Raw genomic sequence first — 16,244 nt, 5'->3', positions numbered from 1 at the left:
CGAATGCCCGACCCGGCGGCTCCGGTTAAAAATTCTTCAAACTTGCATACAGCGCCAATCCGAACAGCGCCACCGCGCCCAGCACGAAGCCGAGCACGAACGTGCCGAAGCCGCGGCGGCGCGGCTTCTTTTCCACAACAGGTTCGGCCACGGGCATTGCCACCATCGCATGCTCGCGCTCGATCATGCGGCGCGCGACGTAGCCGGTGACGGCATCGACGATGACGGGCACGTCATGCGACTCGGCAAGCACGATGCGGCCGAAGCGCGTATCCTGCACGAATCGGTAGATGCGCTTGTCGCGTCCCATCACGATATGCGCGACCACGTCGATCCACAGCCGCGGCGTCTCGCCCTGGCTGACACCGCGATCGAACAGGTCGATCTGCTCCGGCACCTCCGCGAACAGCGGATCGAGCGCCTCGTTCAGGATCTCAAGCCGGGCGACCTCGGCATCGCGCAGTTCGACCACGACGCCGGTCCGATCGGCGGCCTCGATCCGCGCCTGGCGAAGCGCGTCGCGCAGCCGGGTCGGTCGCATGTCTCGAGCCTCGTTGCCGGTGTTTTGCGCGTTTGACATCGGAAGCCGCCTTCATCCTGCAGGGGGTTAGCCTGGGCTTAACCTAGCAGTAACCATGCCTTGCGCAATGGTTGTTTGTTTTCAATGAGTTATCCCTCCACCGTTATCCCCCGCGGCGGCACCCCCCACGCAGGCGGGAGAGGATGAAGAAAGGCTGCCCTGAAACCGCAAACGGCCCCAGCCGGAATTCCGGATGGGGCCGCCTGTCCTTGGACGTTTCTTCTGATAGGTCGGCAGCAGCCGGTCAGGCTGAGACGCGCGAGGGCTCTTCGACGATCGAGAAGCGTACGCCGGCTTTATGGCGGCTCTCTTCCGAGACCTCCTTCCAGCACTCTTCGGCTTCCTTGCGGGTCTTGAACGGGCCTCTGACCTGGGCCGAGCCTTCGACGAGCTTGTGAAAGTTCATCGAACCGAACTCGCCGCCGATCACCCAGAAATTGCTGCCTTTGGTCATCTTCAGTCTCCTGTTGTCCGTGATCAGCCTGGAATCCGGCCAGACCCCAGACTGATCAATTCCAGCGTTAGCCGAACTGGTTCATCGTATTGTGGACGCCGCCCGCCTTCAGAGCGGCTTCACCAGCGAAATATTCCTTGTGATCGTCGCCGATATCGGAGCCGGCCATGTTCTGATGCTTGGCGCAGGCGATACCCTGACGGATCTCCTGGCGCTGAACATTCTTCACATAGCCCAGCATGCCCTGCTCGCCGAAATAATCCTTCGCGAGATTATCAGTCGACAGAGCTGCCGTGTGATAGGTCGGCAACGTGATCAGATGGTGGAAGATACCAGCACGCTTTGCTGAATCGGCCTGGAAGGTGCGGATGCGCTCGTCGGCTTCAATGGCCAGCGGCGTATCGTCGTATTCCGGCTTCATCAGGTCGACTCGATTGTACTTGCTGACATCCTTGCCGGCTTCCTTCATCGCGTCGTACACCTGCCAACGGAAGTTGAGCGTCCAGTTGAACGACGGCGAGTTGTTGTAGGCCAGCTTCGCGTTCGGAATCACCTCGCGAATGCGATCAACCATCTTGGCGATCTGCTCGATATGCGGCTTCTCGGTCTCGATCCACAGCAGGTCGGCGCCGTTCTGCAACGAGGTGATGCAGTCGAGCACGCAGCGATCTTCGCCAGTTCCGGCACGGAACTGATAGAGGTTGCTGGCAAGCCGCTTCGGACGCATCATCTTGCCGTTGCGGTTGATGATGACATCGCCATTCCTGGCGTTGGCGGCTGTCACTTCCTCGCAATCCAGGAAGCTGTTGTACTGATCGCCGAGGTCGCCGGGCTTCTGGCTCACAGCGATCTGCTGCGTGAGACCGGCGCCCAGCGAGTCGGTGCGGGTCACGATGATGCCGTCTTCGACGCCCAGTTCGAGGAAGGCATGGCGGCAGGCCCGGATCTTCGCCAGGAACACCTCGTGCGGCACGGTCACCTTGCCATCCTGGTGGCCGCACTGCTTTTCGTCGGAGACCTGATTCTCGATCTGCAGGGCGCAGGCACCCGCCTCGATCATCTTCTTGGCGAGCAGGTAGGTTGCCTCGGCATTGCCGAAGCCGGCGTCGATGTCGGCGATGACGGGCACGACATGGGTCTGGAAGTTGTCGATCTTTTCGATCAGCGCCTTTTCCTTCGCCTTGTCGCCTTCCTTGCGGGCCGCGTCGAGCGCGCGGAAAATATCATTGAGCTCACGGGAGTCCGCCTGACGCAGGAAGGTGTAGAGCTCTTCGATCAGCGCCGGCACCGAGGTCTTCTCGTGCATCGACTGATCAGGAAGCGGTCCGAACTCGGAGCGAAGCGCTGCGATCATCCAGCCGGAGAGATACAGATAGCGGCGATCGGTCGTACCGAAATGCTTCTTGACCGAAATCAGCTTCTGCTGCGCGATGAAGCCATGCCAGCAACCGAGCGACTGGGTGTACTTGGTGGGATCGGCGTCATAGGCAGCCATATCGCTGCGCATCAGCGCCGCGGTGTACCGGGCGACGTCCAGGCCGGTCTTGAAGCGGTTCTGCAGACGCATGCGCGCCACGGCTTCGGCGGTGACGCCATTCCAGGTCGGCTGGGCCTTCAGGAGTGCTTCAGCAGCTCCAATCTCGCTCAGATAGGAAGCCGGTCCCTGGATAGTCCGGTCACTGATTCCACGTGGCTGGTAGTTCATGTGCGTAATCCTTGTCTTCCACTGTCATCACTCGACATTCTTGACAGTGCATTGCGAAACGTCCTGAGAGGTAACGCGAGAAAGAGAAATTCGTATAGATACCTTGTCTTTTATTGGTGATGTCATGTAACATATGAACTTGTAACAGATGTCATTTTGTAAATTTTGTCACAATCCTAGGTCAGGAACCCTGTCATGGCCACCGACTCCGGAAAGAAGCTTTTTGTCGGGCCGAGGTTCCGGCGGATCCGCCAGCAGCTCGGGCTGTCGCAGACCCAGATCGCGGAAGGGCTCGGGATCTCGCCGAGCTACATCAACCTGATCGAGCGGAACCAGCGGCCGGTGACCGCGCAGATCCTGTTGCGGCTGGCCGAAACCTATGACCTGGACCTGCGCGATCTCGCTACCGCCGACGAGGACCGCTTCTTCGCCGAGCTGAACGAGATTTTTTCCGATCCGCTGTTCCGGCAGATCGACCTGCCGAAGCAGGAACTGCGCGACCTCGCCGAGCTCTGCCCGGGTGTGACCCATTCGCTGCAGCGCCTCTACGCCGCCTACACCGAGGCCCGCCGCGGCGAGACGTTGGTGGCGGCCCAAATGGCCGACCGCGACGAAGGCGCCCGCTTCGAGGCCAACCCGATCGAGCGCGTGCGCGACCTGATCGAAGCCAACCGCAACTATTTTCCGGAGCTCGAACAGGCCGCGGAAAATTTGCGCGACGAACTCCACGCCTCCGCCGAGGAACTGTTCGCCGCGCTTTCGGCCCGGCTGCGCGAAAAGCATTCGATCGTCACCCGCATCATGCCGGTCGACGTGATGCGCGAGACGCTGCGGCGGTTCGACCGCCACCGGCGGCAGCTTTTGATTTCCGAACTGGTCGACGGCTCGGGCCGGGCCTTCCAGCTCGCGCTGCAGATTGGCCTCGCCGAATGCGGCGCATCCATCGACGCCATCGTCAACCGCGCAGGACCCCTCGACGACACCCCGCGGCGGCTCTACCGGATTACGCTGGCGAACTACTTCGCCGCCGCCGTCATGATGCCCTATCAGCCGTTCCACACCGCGGCGGAAAATCTGAACTACGACGTGCATGTGCTGGCGCAGCGCTTCAATGCCGGCTTCGAGCAGGTCTGCCATCGCCTCACCACGCTGCAGCGGCCGAATGCGCGCGGCGTGCCGTTCTTTCTGTTGCGCGTCGACAATGCCGGCAATGTCTCCAAGCGGTTTTCGTCCGGCACGTTTCCGTTCTCGAAATTCGGCGGCACCTGTCCGCTTTGGAACGTGCATTCGACCTTCGACACGCCGGACCGCCTGCTCAAGCAGGTGATCGAACTGCCCGACGGCACGCGTTATTTTTCCATCGCGCAGATGGTGCGCCGCCCGATCGCGCCGCACCCGCAACCGCAGCCGCGCTTTGCGATTGGTTTGGGTTGCGAAATCCGCCACGCCTCGAAGCTCGTCTACGCCGCCGGGATGGATCTGGAAAAAGCCGAGGGCACGCCGATCGGCGTCAACTGCCGGCTCTGCGAGCGCGAAAACTGCAGCCAGCGCGCCGAGCCGCCGATCACGCGGACGCTGATCCTGGACGAGAACACGCGGCGGGTGTCCTCGTTCGCGTTCTCGAATGCGCGGGAGTTGTGAGGGTCCCACTCTCTCATCCCGTCGTTCCTGCGACGCGTCGCGCCCCGAGTTGTGAGGAGCATGCACGCTCCCTCTTGTGGGCCGGGATGGCGCGAGAAGATGAAGATTTGTTCATCGGCATTGCTCGTCAACCGTGAGCGGGAAAAAGTGGAACACCACCGCGAGCAAGGCGTTGCTTGGTTTCCCGCAACAGGAGAGACCTCCAATGCTGAAGACGTTGATTACCGTTTCGACCGTGTTGCTCACCACGGCTGCGTTTGCGCAGGGCACGAAGTCTCCGGGTTCCTCGGAATACGCCCCGGGACAGAAGATGCAGGACAGCAAGAGCTCGACCACAAAGGGTGCGTCGAAATACGCGCCGGGACACCAGAAGAAGACCGCGAAAGGCCATTCGGAAAGCGCGCCGGGCAAGCAGACGACGACCGGATCGGCCACGACCAAGAAGAAGTATTAGGCGGTTAATGGAGCGGCCCGGCATCACTGCCCGGGCCGTTTTGCTTTGCGCGCTCGCAAGGCCGCATCGCTTGCTCTGACAGCGTGACATGGTCCCGCTACGTGCCCCGGACGCGGTGCGCCACGAAGTGGTGCACCGCAGAGCCGGGGCCTATTATCTGCCGCGCGACCTATGGCTCCCGGTTCTGCGACGCAGCGCTGCGCGCTGCATCGCGCCTGGGACACGAGCTAGCGAAAGGCGCCAGCGATCGCCTGCCGCTTTCCGCCGTCGCCTTCCAAGAAATCCTCCCGAAAATGACAAAGTTAAATCTTGGGTATTGCGCAATTTTGCGATGGAACGGCCGGGCCGATTCGCTAGTTTTGAAAGCAGCGAATCAAGACTCGCGAGAATGGATGCAGGGCCAATGTTGCGACGCGTCAAGCTGATGAACCCGTTCGAAATCGTCCAGGACCGGATTGCGCCGGAGCGGCCGCAGCCGATCGAGCGCAAGGTGGTGAATCGCGCCGCCCGTTCCACGCCGGTCTGCGACGCCTGCGGTTCCGACGACATCATCTGCCACGCCACGGCGCAATGGAGCAACGAAGCGCAGGAATGGCAGCTCGCCAACACTTTTAATCAGCCGGCGCACTGCAACACCTGCCACCGCGACTGCAACCTGGTGTGGCTGACGCTGAACTAGGTGGCTGCGGTAAAACTTTGTAGCCCGCATGAGCGCAGCGATATGCGGGACCAGTAGAATCCCGGATATCGCTTCGCTCATCCGGGCTACGCTTCCAATGAGTCGCTAGATCTCCGCATACACCTCCAGCAGGTTTCCGTCCGGATCCCTGAAGAACAGCGTGCGATGGCCGAACGGCTGGTTGGTCGGCGGCTCGAGCAGATCGACGCCGTGCCGCACCAGCTCCTTGGCGCAGCGATCGACATCATCGGCGGCAACCTTGAAGGCGAGCTGCAGCGAAGCGCTGCCCGCGGGCACAGGCGCATCCTTTGCCGTCCGGCTCGGCCGCGCCAGCGCGAGGGTGTTGCCGCCGATCTGGTACTCGATCCAGCCCGCCGACAATTCGCGCGTCAGGAATAAGCGAAGGACGCCCTCATAGAAGCGGCGCATCGCCGCCATGTCGCGCACGAAGATGACAGTGTAGTCGACGGCGCGGATGGACTGGAAGGGCGAAGTGCTGGGTGGATTTTGATCGTTCACGATGGCTTCCACATTCCGCTACGGCTTATCAAGGCGTTAATCGCACCAAGGATAGGCTGATCCAGCGCTTGAGAATAGAGTGGCTAGGCTGACTGATCTTCAAGTGAAGATGGCAAACGTGTAGCCCGCATGAGCGCAGCGAGATGCGGGAGACGGTGAATCCCCGATACCACTTCGCCCGTGCGGGTCACGCTTGCTATCAATATCAACTAATCAGTCGAAACCACGCGCCGTGCCAAATTGCACCAGTGCCTGCGATCCTCGTAGCCGGTGACGCCCCACGCGGCACGATGATTCGCGCCGCAGACCAGCGGGCGGACCCGATCAAAATCGATCTGGCTGACTTTCATCCCCCACAGGCAATTGCGCCCATCATAGGACGCGCAGGCCGGATTGTTGCCCATAATGCGATAGGCCACCACGCCGCCATTCGGCGCCGGGAAGTTTGCCGACCGCCAGCCCGCTCCCGCGGCAGGCTTGGGTGGCGGACACGGCTCGTCAATGCAGACAGCGTTCGCAACCATCGGACTTGTCAGGCCGAGCGCCAAAACCACGGCTCCCGCCATCATCGAGATCTTCGCTACCATGATGAACCTCCATTTCACTTCGAGGCCCCCGGCGTTATGGTGGCAACGTATGGTTGTTTGGGGTATGAGATGGTTCACATTGAACTGATGGTTCACGCTCAACTGATGAGTGTTGCGTTGTAGTCGTTCAGGATGGCACGTAGCCCGCATGAGCCAAGCGATCGCTACGCTTGTTCAGGCCTCGACACCCGAACTGCCCAGATCTTCTCCTCGCTCCAGCCCAGCTCCGCGAACTCCGCTGCCCGCAGCGGCGCTTCACCTGCCGAGAAAAACTCGTCGAGCTGAGGCGGGCTCACCGACGTGCCGCTCAGCATGCAGTGGGCCTGGCCGCGATGGTGCACCTGGTGCTGGAAGAGATGCAGAAGCAAGCGGTCCATTCGCTCGCGCTGGATGGAGGTGCCGCGATGCACGGAGACGATGCGCTGCAATCCGGCGCCGTCGAGCGCTTCGACGACCTTGAGCAAACGCCGATCGACTGCGGCCTGCGCTTCTTTCAGCGCGACGACCGTTGCGCAAGGCTCCTGATCCGCCCAGGCGGCCGGACCGAGCGTCCCGCCTTCCATGGCATCGACGTAGAAGTGGTCGATGATCAGGATGTGGTTGAGCGTGGCGCGCAGGCTTGGAAAGAAGCCGGTTCGCTTCGCGGTGAATTCATCCGGCGACAGCCCGAGACAGGCGGTGAGCAGCCGATGGTTTGCCCAGGCGTTGTTGTACGCCATGGTGCGATAGGGGAGCACGTCATTCATTGGCGTTGTCAGCCAGTGGCCCGCATGAGCGCAGCGACATGCGGGAAACGATAATGAAGGTCCCGAATATCGCTTCGCTCATCCGGGCTACGCACGCCCGTCATTGCGAGGAGCGAAGCGACGAAGCAATCCATATCTCCATTTGCCGCGCCATGGATTGCTTCGCTTCGCTCGCAAAGACGGTGTGGTGACATACGGGCCCCGCGTCCTACTCCGCCGCCTGCTGCATCGGGCCTTCCAGCTTCTCCAGCACCTTCGGCGGCGACATCGGCAGTGCGTAGAAACGCTTGCCCAGCGCGTTGTAGATCGCATTCGCCACCGCCGCCATCACCGGCACCAGCGGCACTTCGCCGACGCCCTTGACGCCTTGCGGGTGTTTTGGGTTTGGGATCTCGACCATGATGCAGTCGATCATCGGCAGGTCCGAGCAGACCGGCATGCGGTAGTCGAGGAAGCCGGGGTTATCGACCTTGCCTTCCTTCGTGTAGATGTATTCCTCGTTCAGCGCCCAGCCGATGCCTTGCGCGACGCCGCCCTGGAGCTGGCCCTCGACATAGCCGGGGTGGATGGCGCGGCCGACATCCTGCACGGCGGTGTAGCGGATCACGCGCGCGATGCCGAGATCGACGTCGACCTCGACGTCGCAGACATGCGTGCCGAAGCCGCCGTCGGCGCCTTGGGTGTTGAGCTGCACGCCGGCCCCAATGGGCCCGCCCATCGCGGGCGCCTTCTCGGCGAGCTCTTCCAGCGTCAGCGGTTCGAACTGGCCGGCGTTCGGGCTCGCCGGATGCGCAGCACCATTCTCCCACTTCACCGCTTCCGGATCGATTTCCCAGATCTTGGCCGCGCGCTCGCGCAAGGTCTGGATGATCTTTTCGGTCGACTGCGTCACCACCATCGCCGAGGCGAACAGCACGCGGCTGCCGCCGGTCAAGTTGGAGAAACCGACCGTCTGGGTGTCGCCGATGATAACGGAGACGCGGCGGTAGTCGATGCCGAGCAGCTCGGCGCAGATGTTGGCGATGCCGGCGCGCGAGCCGCCAATGTCAGGGTGCCCTGTCGTGACGACGACGTTGCCGTCTTCTGTGATGTTGACTTGCGCGGAAGATTCGCCGCCGGCGTTGAACCAGAAGCCGCTAGCCACGCCCCTGCCCCTCAGCTTGCCGTTTCCGTCGCCGAGCGGCGCGGCGTAATGCGGCGAAGCCTTTGCTGCTTCCACTGTCTCGATATAGCCGATGCGCGGGAACACCGGGCCGTGCGCGGCCTTGGTTCCTTCCTTGGCGGCGTTCTTCAGGCGGAAGTCGAGCGGGTCGATCTTCAGCGCTTCCGCGACTTCGTCGAGCACGCATTCGACCGCATAGGCGCCGATCGGCGCGCCCGGCGCGCGATAGGCCGCAACCTTGGAGCGGTTGGAGCAGACGTCGTACCCTTCCGAGAGCAGGTTCGGAATGTCGTAGGGCGTGAAGCTGCAGCCCGCAGCGCCGCGGATCGGCGAGCCCGGGAAGGCGCCGGCCTGCAGATAGAAGGTGCCGTGCGCGGCGACGATCTTGCCGTCCTTCGTCGCGCCGATCTTCACCGTGCTTTTCGAGCCTGAGGTGGGGCCGGTCGCGCGCATCACTTCCTCGCGCGTCATCACCATCTTCACCGGGCGGCCGGATTTTTTTGCGAGCAGCGTCGCGAGCGGTTCGAGATAGACGATGGTCTTGCCGCCAAAGCCGCCGCCGATCTCCGCGGGGATGGCGCGGATATCGCTCTGCGGGATGCCGGTGAGATAGGCCGTCATCGCGCGCACCATGAACTGGCCCTGGCTGGAGCTCCAGATCGTGGTCTTGCCGTCTGGCGCGACCGAGATCAGGCAGGCATGCGGCTCGATATAGCCCTGGTGCACCGGGCGCGTGGTGAAGGTGCGCTCGATGACGATGTCGGCCTGCTCAAAACCTCGTTCGATGTCGCCCTTCTTGTGCTCGAGGCGGCCGACGATGTTGGAAGGCTTGCCGTCGAACTTGTTGAATTCGTGCAGGATCGGCGCATCTAGCTTGAGCGCGTCGTCAATCTCGATCGACCACGGCAACACCTCGTAATCGACCTCGATCAGCTTGCAGGCTTCCTCGGCGATCGCTTCCGTGGTCGCGGCGACGGCCGCGATGGGGTGGCCGGGGAATAGCGCCTTGTCGCGCGCCATCACGTTGCGGCACATCCAGCGCATATCCTGGATGCCCAGCATGACCGCGCCCTTCTCGATCGGGAAGTCGACGATGTCTTTCGAAGTGACGACAGCCTTCACGCCGGGCAGCTTCTCCGCCTTCGACGTGTCGATCGACCGGATGCGCGCATGCGGATGCGGGCTGCGCAGCACCTTGCCCCAGATCATGCCGGGCATGGTGGTGTCGGCGGCAAACTGGGCGCGGCCGGTGACCTTGTCCATGCCATCAGGGCGAATGGTGCGCTGGCCGATCCATTTGTTGTTGGTGACGAGGTTCATGGGGCTATCTCCCGAAAATTAGTGCGCGCGCATCTCGGCAGCGGTTTCCATCACCGCGCGGACGATCTTGTCATAGCCGGTGCAGCGGCAGAGATTGCCGGCGAGCCAGAAGCGGACTTCCTCCTCGCTCGGGTCCGGATTTTTCTTCAGCAGCGCGTCGGACGCGACCAGCATGCCCGACGTGCAGATGCCGCACTGAAGCGCGGCCATTTCCAGAAATTTTTGCTGCAGCGGATGCAGACGCTCGCCCTGCGCCAGGCCCTCGATGGTCCTGATCTCGTGCCCCTCGGATTCCACCGCGAGCATCAGGCAGGAGCAGACCAGCCGGTCGTCGAGCGTGATCGAGCAGGCGCCGCAATCGCCTGAGGCGCAGCCTTCCTTGGAGCCGGTCAGCGCAAGCGGCCCGCGCAGCGCGTCGAGCATGGTGTCTGATGGCTCGCACAGAAATTCCATCGGCTCGCCGTTGATTGATGTGGTGACGTGAACTTTGGCCATGAATTACTTTCCTTGCGCGCGTTGGGCAGCGATCGCGGCGGTGCGCTTAAGCAGCACGCCGGCCACCTTGATGCGATAGGCGATGGTGCCGCGCTTGTCGTCGATCGGGCGGCAGGCGGCGGAGCATGCCGCTGCGGCCCTCGCCAGCGCGGCGTCGTCTAGCTTTGAACCGATCAGCGCCTTTGCGGCGTCTTCCACCAGCAGCACGGTCGGCGCCACCGCCCCCAAGCCGACGCGGGCTGATGTGACGGTGCCGTCCTTCATGGTGAGGCTGACGCCGCAGCCGACCACGGCGATGTCCATTTCGGTGCGCGGGATCATGCGCAGATAAGCATCGCTCGAGCCGGGCGGGCGCGGCGGCAGCGTGAAGCTGACGAGGATCTCGCCGGGCTTCAAGTTGGTGCGGCCGGGACCGGCGGGGACGTCTTCCACCTTCATCTCGCGGCGGCCGTCCGGCCCCTGCACGGTGACGACGGCGCCGGCCGCGACCATCGCGGGCACGCTGTCGCCGGCGGGCGAGCCGTTGCAGAGATTGCCGCCGGCGGAGGCGCGGCCCTGCACCTGCTTGGAACCGATCAGGTTGACGGCTTCGAGCACGCCGGGCCAGACCTTGCCGAACGTCTCGTGCTCGGCGAGCGCCATGCCGGAGACGGCGGCGCCAATGCGAAAGCCGCCGTCGGCGGTCTGTTCGATTGCCGTCAGCTCGGGGATTTTCTTGATGTCGACGATCACGCCGGGCTTGAGCGCGCCGGATCGCATCTGCACCAGAAGATCGGTGCCGCCGGCCAGGATGCGCGCCGCGCTGCCGGCTTTCGCAAATGCACCGACCGCTTCGTCAAGCGTGCCAGGCGCCAAATATCGGAGTTCCGTCATGGTCTTCCGCCATCTCCCTCGTTCCGCCCGCCCCAGTGATTGTCGGCTCACCTTCAAAAGTCGGGCAGACCCTAAGCCTACACGGGGAAAAGCGGTTGGAACAGCCTGCGAGATCAGGTTGATACGGCAGGCTCCTATGCGCGTGACGGCCTTGCGCGGCGGATTGCTCCGAGGCGGGAGGCTGTAGGGTGGGCAAAGGCGCACTTGCGCCGTGCCCACCATATTGATTGAACTGGCCGGATTTGAAATGGTGGGCACGCGGAGCCTGTCATCGGGCGCGCATTCGCGCGACCCGGTGGCTTTGCCCACCCTACAATTCCTGCTCGCCGGTGACATTGATGCTGCTTCACAGATCCCTCGTTGCTGCCACCGCGTCCCTGTTTCTTTCATCTCTCGCCATCGCCCAACCAGTCCCCGCCCCGGTTCGTCCCGCACCGAGACCTGTGGTCGCGCCGGCACCCGGGCAACAGCCCCCTGCCGCCGCTCCGCGCGCACCCCGCGGCGCGGCCTGTCACAACGGCCTGTCGTTCGACCGCTTCCTCGCCGATCTCAAACAGCAGGCGATTGCGGAGGGCGTGTCGCAGCGCACGTTGGCCGAAGCGGCGCCCTACCTGGTCTATGACCAGAGCATCGTCAACCGCGACCGCGGCCAGCGCGTGTTCGGCCAGGTGTTCACCGAGTTCGCACGGAACAGGGCGTCCGATGGCGCGGCAAAAAATGCGCAGGCGCGAATCCGGATGCATGCGGCCGCGTTCAACCGCGCCGAGAAGGAATATGGCGTGCCGCCGGCCGTGATCGCCGCGTTCTGGGGGCTGGAGAGCAGTTTTGGCGCCGAGTTAGGCAATCTGCATACGCTGCGCTCGCTGGTGTCGCTGGCCTATGACTGCCGCCGCTCCGAGATGTTCAGCAAGGAAACCATCGCCGCGCTGAAGATCGTCGACCGCGGCGATCTCACGGCAAGCGAGATGATCGGCGCATGGGCCGGCGAGCTCGGGCAGACGCAGTTCCTGGCGACGCACTACTTCAACTACGCGGTGGACTATGACGGCGACGGCCGCCGCAACCTGTTGCGCAGCGCGTCCGACGTGATCGGCTCGACCGCGAACTATATCGCCAGCGGATTGAAATGGCGGCGCGGCGAGCCGTGGCTGCAGGAAGTGCGCGCGCCGCAAAATTTTCCGTGGGAGCAGGCTGACCTCACGACAAAACTGCCACGCGCAAAGTTCGCGCAGCTCGGCGTCACCTATCCCGACGGCCGGCCGCTGCCGAACGACGACCTGCCGGCCTCGCTACTGCTGCCGATGGGCCGCACCGGACCGGCGTTTCTGGCGTATGCGAATTTCGCCGCCTATACCGAGTGGAACAACTCGCTGATCTATTCGACCACCGCCGCCTATCTCGCCAGCCGCATCGCCGGCGCCCCGCCGATGCGGCCGCCATCGGCGCCGGTCGCACAACTTCCGCTCAACGAGCTGAAGGAGCTGCAACAGTTGTTGGTGCGCGCGGGATACAATGTCGGCAAGGTCGACGGCATCATGGGCCAGTTGAGCCGCACGGCGGTGAAGGCGATGCAGATCAAATACGGCCTGCCGGCGGATTCCTGGCCGACGGCGGAATTGCTGGCGCGGATGCGCGGCCCCAGCGTCCAGGCGCAGCCCGCCGGCCTGGTGATGCCGGCGGCGCGGTAGCTCTTCGTCATTCCCCGCGAAGGCGGGGAATCCAGTACGCCGCGGCTTATCTGCTCAATCTCAACTGCTCTGGAATACTGGATCGCCCGCCTTCGCGGGCGACGACAAGCTCAAATATTTGCTCGCAATCGAGTCGCTATAAGCGTTGCATTTTCCCGCGCGCCTCCCATCTCGAACAACACCTCATCCTCCCGAGGCACCATTCCACATCACGAAAAGAGCATCGCATGTCTTTCCACGACCTAACCGTGCCGGCCTTCCTGCAGATTCTCGGTAGCCTTTCCGGCCTGCTCAGCAAGGCGGAAGCGCACTGCAAGGCAAAGAACATTCAGCCCGAAGTACTGCTCAATGCCAGGCTTTACCCGGACATGTATCCGCTGACACGCCAGGTGCAGACTGCCTGCGATTTTGCCGCGAAAACCTGCGCGCGCCTCACCGGCAGCGAAGTGCCGTCCACGCCGGACACCGAAAAGAGCTTTGAGGAATTGCAGCAGCGGATCGCGAAAACTACCGATTATGTGAAGGTGTTCAAGCCGGCGCAGTTCGAGGGCGGCGAGACGCGGGAGGTGACCTTCCCGATCGGCCCCAGCAACACCATGACGATGAAGGGCCAGCAATATCTCGTCAATTTCGCCTTCCCGAATTTTTACTTCCACGCCGCCACCGCGCACGGCATTTTGCGCCACAACGGCGTGGAAATCGGCAAGCGGGATTTTCTCGGAGTTAGGTAATCGTCAGCGCAAAGCGGCCAACTCGCGCGCGAGGTTTTCGCGGGCCTGGCCGTCATATCTTGCGGCAAAGGCCGGATCGGGAAAGATCACCGGCCGCGCGGCGAACCGGCCGAGCACTCTGGCGCGGCCGGCGCGATAGTCAGCGTCCGGCACGTGGATGAACTCCTGCCGGATCGCGGCGGCGTAAGCATCGTAGCGCGCGGGCTCCGCGCCGAGAATGCTGAGGTCGATCGAGATGAGGATGGCGCCCAGGCGATCCTCGGGCCGGACATCGTGTGTCTTTGTCAGGCGGATCAGGCGGGCCACTTCCGCTCCGATATCGTCACGGACGCGCTGCTCGGCCAGCCGCGCGCTGAGCTCTTCATTGTCCGAGCGGGTCGGATCGTAAACGACATCGTGCCACCAGATCGCCTCGGTCAGGATCTTGCGCTCGCGCTCCGATAGATTGTCGACGCGCGCGAGCGCAGCGAGGCAGTCTTCGATGTGCATGAGGTTGTGGTAATGGCGGCTAGGTGCCGTGTAGGCGGTGATAAGCTGATCGCGGTTCATCGCAGGGCTCCGCGTCTCTGCCGTAGGGTGGGCAAAGGCGCGAAGCGACGTGCCCACCATCCGTTACGCTGATCAAAATGGTGGGCACGCTGCGCTTTGCCCACCCTACAAGTCCTACCGCATCGTGATCGCCAACCCGCTGAGATCGGCGTTCGCCATCAAGCCGACCTGGTGCCCGGTCAATTCCAGCACCGCGCCCTTCTGGTTGGTGAGCACGATCGCGCGCGCGCCGCGGCCGACCGCCAGGCCCGCGCCGGCTGCGCCGTAGACGCCCGCGACATCGGAGGGGCGCCAGATGTTGCTGACGCGCCCCCGCAGCACCGTCTTCGATCCGCCGAACACCAGGCCGTAGTCGAGCCCGCCGGTTGACAGCGGATAGCGTCGCCCGTGAAAATTCAGAACACCGCTGCCGCCGGAGCCGCCGATGATCCATCCCGCCTTGTAGATCGTGAGTTGCACGAAACCTTCGTCGGCATGCGCGGCGGAGGACAGCGTGACGCTGGCGAAGGCCGCAAACGCGAGCACGGTGGCGCGAACGGCGGATGGCATGTTCATGGATCGTATCTCCGGAGGGCTTGCAAATCGGAAAAGTGTCAGGCGGGCGTTGCGGCGCAGGTTGAGTCGCAACTATCGGATTGTATCCAATCGGCGCAAGGGGCAAAGCATATTCAGGCCCTGCGCGACGCACTCAGTGCCGACCCGCGCCGTACGCCCGACACAATTTCATCACGATTGCACGAACAAAAAATTGCGGCCCTGTGAACTGCATTACTGTCACAGCAACCGTAACCCGCTATTTCGTATCGGGCGAATTTCCCTGACGGGCGGGACCTTCAAACCTATCGGCGGGTCGTGAAGCGCGTGCGCCGCTGCCTTTCCAGCGAGGCAGCGGCGCGTTAGGCTTCAAGGCACCGAACCCTCCACGAGGTGTCCCATGCCCCCGATCCAGCATTTTGCGCCGCCCGCCGGCGTCAAGGCCCCGCCGCTATCGTTCGCAACACGTGTCGGCGATTTGCTGTTCATCTCGGGCATTCCGGGTTTTGACGACAAGGGCGCGCTGGCCGATGGTTTCGAGGCGCAATTCGGTTTCGTCGTCGCTAATATCAAGCGCGTGCTCGACGAGGCGGGTGCTACGTTTCGCGATCTGGTCAAGGTCAACGTGCTGCTGACGCGCGCATCCGACGTCGCCACGATGAACGTGCTGTATGCGTCAGCGTTCGGGCCAGCGCCCTACCCCGCCCGCACCACCTGCGTGGTGCAGGCGCTGCCCGACCCGAAGATGCTGATCGAGATCGAAGCTGTTGCCTCACTGACGAAGGCGTGAGGTGCGGATTGGCGACAGCGTAATCCGCCAATCTCCCGATCGTCGGTGGGACCTCACTGCTTCGGCATGGTTTCCGTCAGCGCATTGCTGACGAAATCGGCGGCATGGCGATAGGCGGCATCGTTGTCACCGCGGAACGTCACGGTTCGCCGCATCAACAGTTTCTCGGCTTCGAGATCGAGCAACTGGATTTCGCCCCATTGCACCAGCGTGCTCATCTTGCGGATGCCGCCATAGACCACGAGTCGCGCGCCGGCCTTGCGCGCGGCGGCGATGAAGACGTCCTGCGACATGCTGGTGGCGGTGCAGGGGTGATCGGGGCATTCGATCGACACCACGCGATAACCGCCCTGCGCCGCGAGATTATCGCGCAGCAACGCGGCAAACGACGCCACGCGGGCGCGATGCTCCGCGCTCTGGTCCACGACTTCGCCGGAGGTATCGAAATAATCGAAATCCGCTACCGCGACCGCGATCGGCGCGGCCGCCGGCGATCCGCTCGATGCGAGCGACAATGCGGCTAGCGCGCAGAGCAACATCGACACGGGGCTCGCGCCATTGCGCCGGCGTGAGACGCGCCATCCGGTTGCCGTTTGCGTCATGCCTGGCCTCCTTCAACTCCGACGTCGGCATCGCCACGCTGCCGACGGGAGCAAATTGTAACCGACATGTGTAGGGTGGGCAAAGGCGCGCAGCGCTGTGCCCACCTTTCTTATGTCTTCGCGATGGTGGGCACG

At 63.2% G+C, this 16,244-nt stretch carries 18 protein-coding genes; 6 read left to right on the top strand and 12 right to left on the bottom strand.

Going from position 1 to position 16,244, the window contains the following annotated elements; genetic code table 11:
* Positions 1-25: 25 nt before the first annotated feature.
* The 3 genes from V1292_RS15330 to V1292_RS15320 form a co-directional block, all read right to left on the bottom strand.
* Positions 26-580, bottom strand: a complete 555-nt coding sequence (locus V1292_RS15330; RefSeq protein WP_334373573.1) for a hypothetical protein — start codon at positions 578-580, stop codon at positions 26-28.
* 244 nt (positions 581-824) lie between these two features.
* The gene (locus tag V1292_RS15325; RefSeq protein WP_028347002.1) at positions 825-1,034 is read right to left on the bottom strand and encodes a DUF4170 domain-containing protein; all 210 of its coding nucleotides are present in this window, start codon (positions 1,032-1,034) and stop codon (positions 825-827) included.
* Between the two features lie 67 nt (positions 1,035-1,101).
* Complete coding sequence (locus V1292_RS15320; RefSeq protein ID WP_334373572.1) at positions 1,102-2,739, bottom strand: isocitrate lyase; 1,638 nt, start codon at positions 2,737-2,739, stop codon at positions 1,102-1,104.
* A 195-nt stretch (positions 2,740-2,934) separates the two neighbouring features.
* On the opposite strand from V1292_RS15320, the gene V1292_RS15315 reads away from it, so the two are divergent.
* From V1292_RS15315 to V1292_RS15305, 3 genes are all read left to right on the top strand, one after another.
* Positions 2,935-4,380, top strand: a complete 1,446-nt coding sequence (locus V1292_RS15315) for a helix-turn-helix domain-containing protein (protein ID WP_334373571.1) — start codon at positions 2,935-2,937, stop codon at positions 4,378-4,380.
* A gap of 205 nt (positions 4,381-4,585) precedes the next feature.
* The gene (locus V1292_RS15310) at positions 4,586-4,834 is read left to right on the top strand and encodes a hypothetical protein (RefSeq protein WP_334373570.1); all 249 of its coding nucleotides are present in this window, start codon (positions 4,586-4,588) and stop codon (positions 4,832-4,834) included.
* A 403-nt stretch (positions 4,835-5,237) separates the two neighbouring features.
* Positions 5,238-5,513, top strand: a complete 276-nt coding sequence (locus V1292_RS15305; protein ID WP_334373569.1) for a hypothetical protein — start codon at positions 5,238-5,240, stop codon at positions 5,511-5,513.
* A gap of 105 nt (positions 5,514-5,618) precedes the next feature.
* Here the strand turns inward: V1292_RS15305 and V1292_RS15300 are convergent, their stop codons facing one another.
* From V1292_RS15300 to V1292_RS15275, 6 genes are all read right to left on the bottom strand, one after another.
* Positions 5,619-6,035, bottom strand: a complete 417-nt coding sequence (locus tag V1292_RS15300) for a VOC family protein (protein ID WP_334377055.1) — start codon at positions 6,033-6,035, stop codon at positions 5,619-5,621.
* Between the two features lie 206 nt (positions 6,036-6,241).
* Positions 6,242-6,619 (bottom strand): hypothetical protein, encoded by a 378-nt coding sequence (locus tag V1292_RS15295; protein ID WP_334373568.1) that lies wholly within the window; start codon positions 6,617-6,619, stop codon positions 6,242-6,244.
* Between the two features lie 164 nt (positions 6,620-6,783).
* Positions 6,784-7,338, bottom strand: coding sequence for a DinB family protein (locus tag V1292_RS15290; protein WP_334373567.1), 555 nt, complete (start codon positions 7,336-7,338; stop codon positions 6,784-6,786).
* A gap of 235 nt (positions 7,339-7,573) precedes the next feature.
* Positions 7,574-9,847: a xanthine dehydrogenase family protein molybdopterin-binding subunit gene (locus V1292_RS15285; RefSeq protein WP_334373566.1), complete on the bottom strand. Its 2,274-nt coding sequence runs from the start codon at positions 9,845-9,847 to the stop codon at positions 7,574-7,576.
* Between the two features lie 18 nt (positions 9,848-9,865).
* Positions 9,866-10,342: a (2Fe-2S)-binding protein gene (locus V1292_RS15280; protein ID WP_334373565.1), complete on the bottom strand. Its 477-nt coding sequence runs from the start codon at positions 10,340-10,342 to the stop codon at positions 9,866-9,868.
* 3 nt (positions 10,343-10,345) lie between these two features.
* Positions 10,346-11,215 (bottom strand): FAD binding domain-containing protein, encoded by an 870-nt coding sequence (locus tag V1292_RS15275; protein WP_334373564.1) that lies wholly within the window; start codon positions 11,213-11,215, stop codon positions 10,346-10,348.
* 338 nt (positions 11,216-11,553) lie between these two features.
* On the opposite strand from V1292_RS15275, the gene V1292_RS15270 reads away from it, so the two are divergent.
* Together V1292_RS15270 and V1292_RS15265 are read left to right on the top strand one after the other, a co-directional pair.
* A complete protein-coding gene (locus V1292_RS15270; protein WP_334373562.1) occupies positions 11,554-12,903 on the top strand; it encodes a lytic murein transglycosylase in 1,350 nt (449 codons plus the stop codon).
* Positions 12,904-13,130: 227 nt separating this feature from the next.
* Positions 13,131-13,634: a DUF1993 domain-containing protein gene (locus V1292_RS15265; RefSeq protein WP_334373560.1), complete on the top strand. Its 504-nt coding sequence runs from the start codon at positions 13,131-13,133 to the stop codon at positions 13,632-13,634.
* Between the two features lie 3 nt (positions 13,635-13,637).
* Here V1292_RS15265 and V1292_RS15260 read toward each other — a convergent pair whose 3' ends face one another.
* Complete coding sequence (locus V1292_RS15260; protein WP_334373558.1) at positions 13,638-14,183, bottom strand: HD domain-containing protein; 546 nt, start codon at positions 14,181-14,183, stop codon at positions 13,638-13,640.
* A gap of 114 nt (positions 14,184-14,297) precedes the next feature.
* Positions 14,298-14,738, bottom strand: coding sequence for a hypothetical protein (locus V1292_RS15255; RefSeq protein WP_028347015.1), 441 nt, complete (start codon positions 14,736-14,738; stop codon positions 14,298-14,300).
* A 379-nt stretch (positions 14,739-15,117) separates the two neighbouring features.
* Between V1292_RS15255 and V1292_RS15250 the strand changes: the two genes are divergently transcribed.
* Complete coding sequence (locus V1292_RS15250; protein ID WP_334373556.1) at positions 15,118-15,507, top strand: RidA family protein; 390 nt, start codon at positions 15,118-15,120, stop codon at positions 15,505-15,507.
* Between the two features lie 53 nt (positions 15,508-15,560).
* Here the strand turns inward: V1292_RS15250 and V1292_RS15245 are convergent, their stop codons facing one another.
* Positions 15,561-16,109: a DUF2380 domain-containing protein gene (locus tag V1292_RS15245; protein ID WP_334373553.1), complete on the bottom strand. Its 549-nt coding sequence runs from the start codon at positions 16,107-16,109 to the stop codon at positions 15,561-15,563.
* Between the last annotated feature and the right edge of the window lie 135 nt (positions 16,110-16,244).

It is taken from the genome of Bradyrhizobium sp. AZCC 1719 (assembly GCF_036924525.1).
GTDB lineage: Bacteria > Pseudomonadota > Alphaproteobacteria > Rhizobiales > Xanthobacteraceae > Bradyrhizobium.
Note: the sequence above shows the minus strand (reverse complement) of the source record. Positions and strands in the feature narration are given on the sequence as shown.

Excerpts from the sequence above, each read along its gene's own strand:
- V1292_RS15280 (WP_334373565.1), bottom strand. The coding sequence starts at position 10,342 with ATGGCCAAAGTTCACGTCACCACATCAATCAACGGCGAGCCGATGGAA.
- V1292_RS15275 (WP_334373564.1), bottom strand. The coding sequence starts at position 11,215 with ATGACGGAACTCCGATATTTGGCGCCTGGCACGCTTGACGAAGCGGTC.
- V1292_RS15325 (WP_028347002.1), bottom strand. The coding sequence starts at position 1,034 with ATGACCAAAGGCAGCAATTTCTGGGTGATCGGCGGCGAGTTCGGTTCG.
- V1292_RS15285 (WP_334373566.1), bottom strand. The coding sequence starts at position 9,847 with ATGAACCTCGTCACCAACAACAAATGGATCGGCCAGCGCACCATTCGC.
- V1292_RS15265 (WP_334373560.1), top strand. The coding sequence starts at position 13,131 with ATGTCTTTCCACGACCTAACCGTGCCGGCCTTCCTGCAGATTCTCGGT.
- V1292_RS15290 (WP_334373567.1), bottom strand. The coding sequence starts at position 7,338 with ATGGCGTACAACAACGCCTGGGCAAACCATCGGCTGCTCACCGCCTGT.
- V1292_RS15315 (WP_334373571.1), top strand. The coding sequence starts at position 2,935 with ATGGCCACCGACTCCGGAAAGAAGCTTTTTGTCGGGCCGAGGTTCCGG.
- V1292_RS15295 (WP_334373568.1), bottom strand. The coding sequence starts at position 6,619 with ATGGTAGCGAAGATCTCGATGATGGCGGGAGCCGTGGTTTTGGCGCTC.
- V1292_RS15320 (WP_334373572.1), bottom strand. The coding sequence starts at position 2,739 with ATGAACTACCAGCCACGTGGAATCAGTGACCGGACTATCCAGGGACCG.
- V1292_RS15245 (WP_334373553.1), bottom strand. The coding sequence starts at position 16,109 with ATGACGCAAACGGCAACCGGATGGCGCGTCTCACGCCGGCGCAATGGC.
- V1292_RS15250 (WP_334373556.1), top strand. The coding sequence starts at position 15,118 with ATGCCCCCGATCCAGCATTTTGCGCCGCCCGCCGGCGTCAAGGCCCCG.
- V1292_RS15310 (WP_334373570.1), top strand. The coding sequence starts at position 4,586 with ATGCTGAAGACGTTGATTACCGTTTCGACCGTGTTGCTCACCACGGCT.
- V1292_RS15305 (WP_334373569.1), top strand. The coding sequence starts at position 5,238 with ATGTTGCGACGCGTCAAGCTGATGAACCCGTTCGAAATCGTCCAGGAC.
- V1292_RS15330 (WP_334373573.1), bottom strand. The coding sequence starts at position 580 with ATGTCAAACGCGCAAAACACCGGCAACGAGGCTCGAGACATGCGACCG.
- V1292_RS15260 (WP_334373558.1), bottom strand. The coding sequence starts at position 14,183 with ATGAACCGCGATCAGCTTATCACCGCCTACACGGCACCTAGCCGCCAT.
- V1292_RS15270 (WP_334373562.1), top strand. The coding sequence starts at position 11,554 with ATGCTGCTTCACAGATCCCTCGTTGCTGCCACCGCGTCCCTGTTTCTT.
- V1292_RS15255 (WP_028347015.1), bottom strand. The coding sequence starts at position 14,738 with ATGAACATGCCATCCGCCGTTCGCGCCACCGTGCTCGCGTTTGCGGCC.